At 47.0% G+C, this 6,441-nt stretch carries 7 protein-coding genes and 1 pseudogene; 5 read left to right on the top strand and 3 right to left on the bottom strand.

The genetic code is table 11. From position 1 onward, the window contains the following. Both WBA89_RS12085 and WBA89_RS12080 read left to right on the top strand, forming a co-directional pair. Positions 1-122, top strand: a pseudogene (locus WBA89_RS12085) (J domain-containing protein); the annotation flags it as partial. Positions 123-191: 69 nt separating this feature from the next. Continuing rightward, positions 192-464: a DUF3143 domain-containing protein gene (locus tag WBA89_RS12080; protein WP_424406656.1), complete on the top strand. Its 273-nt coding sequence runs from the start codon at positions 192-194 to the stop codon at positions 462-464. Positions 465-478: 14 nt separating this feature from the next. On the opposite strand, the gene WBA89_RS12075 is transcribed toward WBA89_RS12080, so the two are convergent. From WBA89_RS12075 to lysA, 3 genes are all read right to left on the bottom strand, one after another. Then, positions 479-1,225, bottom strand: coding sequence for an isoprenyl transferase (locus tag WBA89_RS12075; RefSeq protein WP_424406654.1), 747 nt, complete (start codon positions 1,223-1,225; stop codon positions 479-481). Between the two features lie 20 nt (positions 1,226-1,245). Further along, positions 1,246-2,139 carry a diadenylate cyclase CdaA gene (gene cdaA, locus WBA89_RS12070; RefSeq protein WP_424406652.1) on the bottom strand — a complete coding sequence of 298 codons (894 nt, stop codon included), beginning with the start codon at positions 2,137-2,139 and terminating at the stop codon, positions 1,246-1,248. A gap of 176 nt (positions 2,140-2,315) precedes the next feature. Beyond that, entirely contained in the window at positions 2,316-3,734 is a 1,419-nt protein-coding gene (gene lysA, locus WBA89_RS12065) for a diaminopimelate decarboxylase (protein WP_424406650.1), read from the bottom strand. A 164-nt stretch (positions 3,735-3,898) separates the two neighbouring features. Between lysA and rimI the strand changes: the two genes are divergently transcribed. The 3 genes from rimI (at position 3,899) to WBA89_RS12050 (ending at position 6,424) form a co-directional block, all read left to right on the top strand. Continuing rightward, positions 3,899-4,510 carry a ribosomal protein S18-alanine N-acetyltransferase gene (rimI, locus tag WBA89_RS12060; protein WP_424406648.1) on the top strand — a complete coding sequence of 204 codons (612 nt, stop codon included), beginning with the start codon at positions 3,899-3,901 and terminating at the stop codon, positions 4,508-4,510. 542 nt (positions 4,511-5,052) lie between these two features. Beyond that, positions 5,053-5,604 (top strand): hypothetical protein, encoded by a 552-nt coding sequence (locus WBA89_RS12055; protein WP_424406646.1) that lies wholly within the window; start codon positions 5,053-5,055, stop codon positions 5,602-5,604. A gap of 217 nt (positions 5,605-5,821) precedes the next feature. Continuing rightward, complete coding sequence (locus WBA89_RS12050; protein WP_424406644.1) at positions 5,822-6,424, top strand: hypothetical protein; 603 nt, start codon at positions 5,822-5,824, stop codon at positions 6,422-6,424. Positions 6,425-6,441 lie beyond the last annotated feature (17 nt).

The following is a 6,441-nucleotide window of genomic DNA, read 5'->3' as shown; positions in this document are numbered from 1 at the left end:
ATCTAGACCCCACGGATCGCCCTCTTTCCCCAGGAGAAATATTCGCCCTGTTTATGATGGGAACTACTTTAATCGGATGTTTTGTACTGGCGATCGCGATCGGTTTGATTCGCGGCAATTAAAGCCTCAAATCCCCAATCCGAAATCCCAAGTCTAAAATCTAAAATCTAAAATCTAAAATCTAAAATCCCATGACTCTTCCTTCCGCTGATACTCCTTTGTACAACCATCCGCTGCCGGAAATCGAGCAGTGGCTAAAAAGCCGCGGCTGCGAGCAAGACAGGCAAGAACTACACTGCTGGCAGATCGATCGACCTACCTGGAAAGCAGAACTCTCCCTCGATATCGACCAAATCACCGTCCGCTACATTGACGCAGGGGCCGACGGTAAAGACATTCAGCGAGCTTTCAAATACTCTCTCTCGCGTTACGACATCGAAGATGCCGTTTTCTCAGGGCCCTAATTTGATTTGAGATTTTACACTTTGCCAAATCGGCGGCTGCGCTGCTGGTAATCAGACAAAGCGCGGTGAAACTCCGATCGGTCAAAATCGGGCCACAACGTCTTAGTAATGTAAATTTCCGAATAAGCCATTTGCCACAACAAGAAATTGCTCAACCGCATTTCCCCGCTCGTCCGAATCAGCAAATCCGGATCGCAAACATCAGCAGTATACAAATAGCGTTTAAATAAAACCTCATCAATCTCCTCCGGCTGCAACTTGCCCTCCTGCACCTGAGTGGCGATCGCCCGACAAGCCTGTACAATCTCCTGGCGGCCCCCATAATTCGTCGCCACCCGAAACAAAATCCCCCGATTGTGCTCCGTTGCCGTCACAGAACGCTCGATTTCGGCCTGCAAAGACTTTGGTAAAGCCTGCAAATTCCCCATAAATTGAATTTGCACGTCCTCGTCCACCATCTCCCGCAATTCTTGTCGCAGCTTGCCCTCGAACAAACTCATCAAAAAATCCACCTCCCCAATCGGCCGCCCCCAATTCTCCGTCGAAAAAGCATAGGCCGTTAAAGCGAGAATCCCCCAATCTTTGCAGCAGCGCAACAATTCCTTCAGGGCGCTAGCCCCCCTGCGGTGTCCGGCAATCCGCGGCAACCCCTTATTCTTAGCCCAGCGCCCGTTGCCATCCATAATCACTGCTATGTGCTTAGGCAGTAGTTCTTTTTGCAGATCCTCCGGCAACTTTTCCAAGCAAATTCCTTGACTCATGGTTTCTCCCGATTACCCAACTAACGGCGCAGTATCCGCTTTAACAGTGTCACTCCCTTCAATCCTATCTGCCGTCCGAAATTGCCGATCGGAATTGGAGCCACAACTCTTTCTCCCTCCGACGGAAACAGCTTTGCTTCCAGCAATTCCTTAAGTTTGCTGCTAGTCAAAGGTCGATTTAACATTCCCATCTGCGCTAGAGAAATCGAACCCGTTTCCTCGGACACCACGACGCACACGCAAGCTTGCACCCGTTCGGTAATCCCCATCGCCGCCCGGTGGCGGGTGCCCAACTGCCGCGACGCGCTGCGATCGGACAAAGGCAAAATTACCCCCGCCGACACGATCCGCGAAGCTCGAATCAACACCGCACCATCGTGCAGCAAAGTTTGCGGCTGAAAGATTGTCTGCAACAATTCTTTAGAGACTTCAGCATTTAGCTTGACTCCCGGCACTGAAAAATCCCGATCGTCGATCGGAGAATCTGTTTCTACAATTAATAAAGCGCCCGTGCGGTTTTGCGAAAGTTCTTTTACTGCGTCCACAATTTCATCTATTACGCTGTCCGGTGCGGGAGTTGGTCGGCGATCGCGTCCAAACAATTGTCTAATTTCCCCCCGCCCTAATTGTTCCAGAAATCGGCGAAACTCCGACTGCAATATTACCGCCATTGCTACAGCCGAACCTGTCACCAAGCTGTTTAGGGCAACGTGCAACAACCTCAATCCAGCCCAGTTGCTCACTGCCGTTGCCAGCATCAAAATAATAAATCCCCGTACCATCCACAGCGTCCGGCGCTCTCCGACAATGACGAGCACCAAATACGCAAGCGTAAATACCAGTCCAATATCGATCGCCTGAACCAATAAGGACTCAACGAGGCCAAAGTTATAGCCAGATTGTTGATTGTTCATGGTTCATCGAACGCTACCGCCTGTGAACCGCGAACCGTGATGCACTCGAACCCGTGAACCATGAACAGTTGTTATTCCAATCGCGTGACTGAACAAGCCAAAAGTAAAAAGTTAAAAGACAACCATTAAGAAATCGAAATGAATTATCTTACTTTTTACTTTTTATTTCTTACTTCTTACTTTTGAGTTTTGAGTCGTTCCGGCAGGCGATCGAGCCTCAGCAAATCCTGGTAAGTTTCCCGCTGTAAAATCGTGTTAACTTCCCCATTTTTTACTAAAACCGCTGCCGGTCGGGGTACTCGGTTGTAGTTAGAAGACATACTGTAATTGTATGCTCCTGTAGCCGGAACCGCGAGGATATCTCCGGCCCGACACTCGGGCAATTTGGCATCTTCGATCAGAATATCGCCTGACTCGCAGTGTTTGCCAGCAATTGTCACTGTTTCCGTTAAGGGAGCAGACATTTTGCCGGCTGCGACTACTCGATAAACTGATTGATAGGTAATAGGACGCGGATTGTCCGACATCCCTCCATCGACTGCTAAATACGTCCGCATTCCCGGAATGACTTTTTGAGAGCCTGCGGTGTAAGCTGTAACGCAAGCTGTACCGACGAGCGATCGACCCGGTTCGCAAAGCAATTTCGGCAATGGCAATTGCTGCCGCTCGCAAGCTGCTACCACTGCGGTGCAAACTGTACGAGCCCAATCTTCAATGCTAGGAGGATCGTCCGTCTCAGTATAGCGAATGCCCAGCCCGCCGCCAATATTAATTTCTGTCGCTGGCAATCCATAACTAAGTGCTTTTGTCAAGGTCGCAACTATGACATCGGCTAAATCGTCGTGGGGTTGCAGTTCAAAAATCTGAGAGCCGATGTGAGCGTGCACTCCCACACAAAATAACGACGGCTGTTCGCTGATGAACTTAAATACTCGATCGAGCGAATTGGGATCGAAGCCAAATTTGCTGTCGATTTGACCAGTTTTAATGTAATCGTGAGTGTGACACTCAATTCCAGGAGTAAACCGCACCATAATGCGTGTCGGCCCGCCTGTTTTACTGGTGACACCCAATTTTCCCAACTCAGAAAGAGTCTCTAAATCATGCCAGTTGTCGGCTACGGTAATGCAGCCGCTTTCGACGGCTAGCTGTAATTCCTCGCGGGATTTGTTGTTACCGTGGAAATAGATTTTGTCATGGCTAACGCCAGCTTGCAGTGCAGTGTAGATTTCCCCTGCAGATACTACATCTATTCCTAAACCTTCGGAAGCTGCGATCGCGCAAACCGCCAAACAACTCCAAGCCTTAGAAGCATAGAGCACTTGAGTTTCGCCCGGATAGTAACGCCCAAAAGCATCCCGGTACTGCGTGCAAGCCGCCCGCAGCGTTTCTTCGTCTAAAATGTAAAGCGGCGAGCCAAATTGCTCCACCAAAGCTGTCACTTCACAGCCTCCGATTTCCAGCCGATCTCGGCTGTTAACGCGGGCTGTCAGCGGTAAAAGTTCTTGATTGGGCGATCGGCTTGAGAGAGCCTCTTGAGACTCAGACAGGTACTGAAGTCCAGATTCCGCCCTCAGAGATTGAGTAGATACCATCGGCGCAATAACTATCCTTGGTGATTATTCATTTGTCAGCAGTCCTTAGCCGGCAGCCAACAGTCGCTGCTGTAGACTAATGTTAGGAGACTGATTAGCAATTACTCGACAATAGCAAAAAAAAACTAATCGCTACTTTATTTTCTAGTGTACAATTTACTGCCGTGCGTTTTCTAGAAATTAAACAGATCGCCCCAGAACACCTCAACAGTGCGGTCGAGCTCGATCGCCTTTGTTTTGGCGGACTTTGGACGATCGAAGGCTACAGGCGCGAATTAGACAGTCCTAACAGCGATTTATTGGGTTTGTGGACAGGGGAAATTGAGGACTCTGAATCAAGTCAAAACCGGGCGGGCACGCACCATCCACTGCCCCTACAGATTCCCCCAACTCTCATCGGTATCGGTTGTTTGTGGGCAATTTTAGAAGAAGCTCACATTATCATGCTGGCAATTCATCCTGAGTTTCAAGGTCGGGGTTTCGGGCAAGCTCTGCTTTGGGCGCTGCTAAAATCCGCGTGTGACAGACAATTAGAGCGGGCTACTTTAGAAGTGCGGGAATCTAATTTAGCCGCAGTTTCCCTGTACAAAAAGTTTGGTTTTAAAGAGGCGGGACGGCGGAAGCGATACTACGAAGACACCGGAGAAGATGCTCTGGTGATGTGGCGCAGCGGTTTGGAGAAACCGGAGTTTCAGCAATATTTGGCGGTTGAGGAACGGGAGATGCGCGATCGGTTGCAGAGAGAAAATTTCACATTGGGCGATCGATATTTTTGAATTTTGAGTGTTAGGGTTCCAGAAACCCAGTTTTTTACAAAAATACTTCATTTGCGCCCACAAATTCGATAAAAACCCGGTTTATTTTGTCGGTAGTCACGGACGCATGAGGCTCCAGAAACCAGGTTTTTTACGACTATACTTGATTGCTGCCCGTAAATTCGATAAAAACCCGGTTTCTTTTAACTAATATTTTCACAATATTTCCTAATTTTTTTCTCATGAACTCTAGTAATACCAATTTCATAAAGTTATGCTACTACTGAAAGTTTGACTCCCCCCCTTTACAAGGGGGGGTTGGGGGGGGTAGATATGTAGCGCTATTTTATAAATTTGGTATAAATTCACGAGTTTACAATACCGCAAAAAAGCTTTAGTCTGTATCTCAAAATGTTGTTTTCGTTAATTGCTGCTACAAACGAAAACAAACTCACTGCTGTGGATAAAGCCTTTCAAATCAGGAATATCTAATGAACATAAAATATGGACTGACCGCTATCCTTAGTACATACTTAATATCCACATTTGGAGGCTCAACCGTTATGGCAGCTACAATCGCAGGCACAATCAAAGTCAACGTCAACGCCACCGATCCGAAATTCGCGGGTGTCTACACGGGTGACTTTTCCTACGACGATACCCATCTGACCAAAGTAGGCTCGGAGTTCCTCGTCATGAATGATGGTGACTATCAATTTCGACCAGGACTGCTATCTCTGAACTTTAGATTTCTGGACTTTGCTACAGGTTTAACTCCTGTCACCTATACGGCCAGTGATGATTTAAACTTCCCAGATAATCCTGTTTTGTTTTTTGAGAACGGAATTCCCACTCAATTTGGTATGCAAGTTGCTCCGGGAAATGATGGCGGAGTTTGGGGTGGAAATAACGGATTTATGTTTGTAGATCCTGGGATATTTAAGTTCGTCTTGCGAAATGGAACTATTGGAGGTGAGGGGCTAGTGACCTTAGAAATTAACGAATCTCCTCCTACTTCCGTACCGGAGAACGCCTCCCCCTTGGCATCATTGTTGGGTTTTTTGGGCTTGGGTGGAGCTCACTTGTGGAGAAAGTCGAGAAAGCAAAACAAATAATCATCTTTACCAACCTAACTTGAAGCGGGGCGTAGATAGAATTACTGACATTTTAAAAACATCGAGTTATTAAGGGCAAAAAAACTCTAGTAATTTTACGGTATCAAATACCGCAAAAAAGCTTGATTCTTTATTTCAAGATGTTGTTTTCGTTAATTGCTACAAACGAAAACAAACTCACTGCTGTGGGTGAAGCCTTTCAAATCAGGAATATCCAATGAACATAAAATATGGACTGACCGCTATCCTGGGAACATATTTAATATCCACATTTGGAGGAGCGACCGCTATGGCAGCCACAATAGGAGGCACGATCAGGGTTGACGTAACTAAGGGCAGCTTTGCAGGGGTCTACAGGGGTGACTTTGCTTACGACGATACACATCTGACCAAAGTAGGCTCAGAGTTCATGACCATCAATGGTGGTGGTGGAAATGGAATTATACCGGGACTGTTATCTATGAACTTTAGATTTCTGGACTTTGCTACTGGCTTAAATCCTGTCACCTACACAGCCAGTGATGTTGATGGATTTCCAGAGTATCCACTTTTGGCTTTTGAAAACGGAATTCCAACTGACTTTGGCTTACAAATTTTTTCTGCATCTGGAAAAGATGCACTGATGTTCGGAGATCCGAGGTCATTTAATTTTGCCTTGCGAAATGGAACTATTGGAGGTGATGGGAGTGTGACCTTAGAAATTACTGAACCTACTACTGAACCTACTCCTGTACCGGAGAACGCCTCGCCTTTCGCCTCATTGTTAGCCTTTTTGGGCTTGGGTGCAGTTCACTTGTGGAGAAAGTCTAGAAAGGGTTAGTCAACAGAAACAAATAA

It is taken from the genome of Microcoleus sp. (assembly GCF_049646505.1).
Taxonomy (GTDB): domain Bacteria; phylum Cyanobacteriota; class Cyanobacteriia; order Cyanobacteriales; family Microcoleaceae; genus Microcoleus.
Note: the sequence above shows the minus strand (reverse complement) of the source record. Positions and strands in the feature narration are given on the sequence as shown.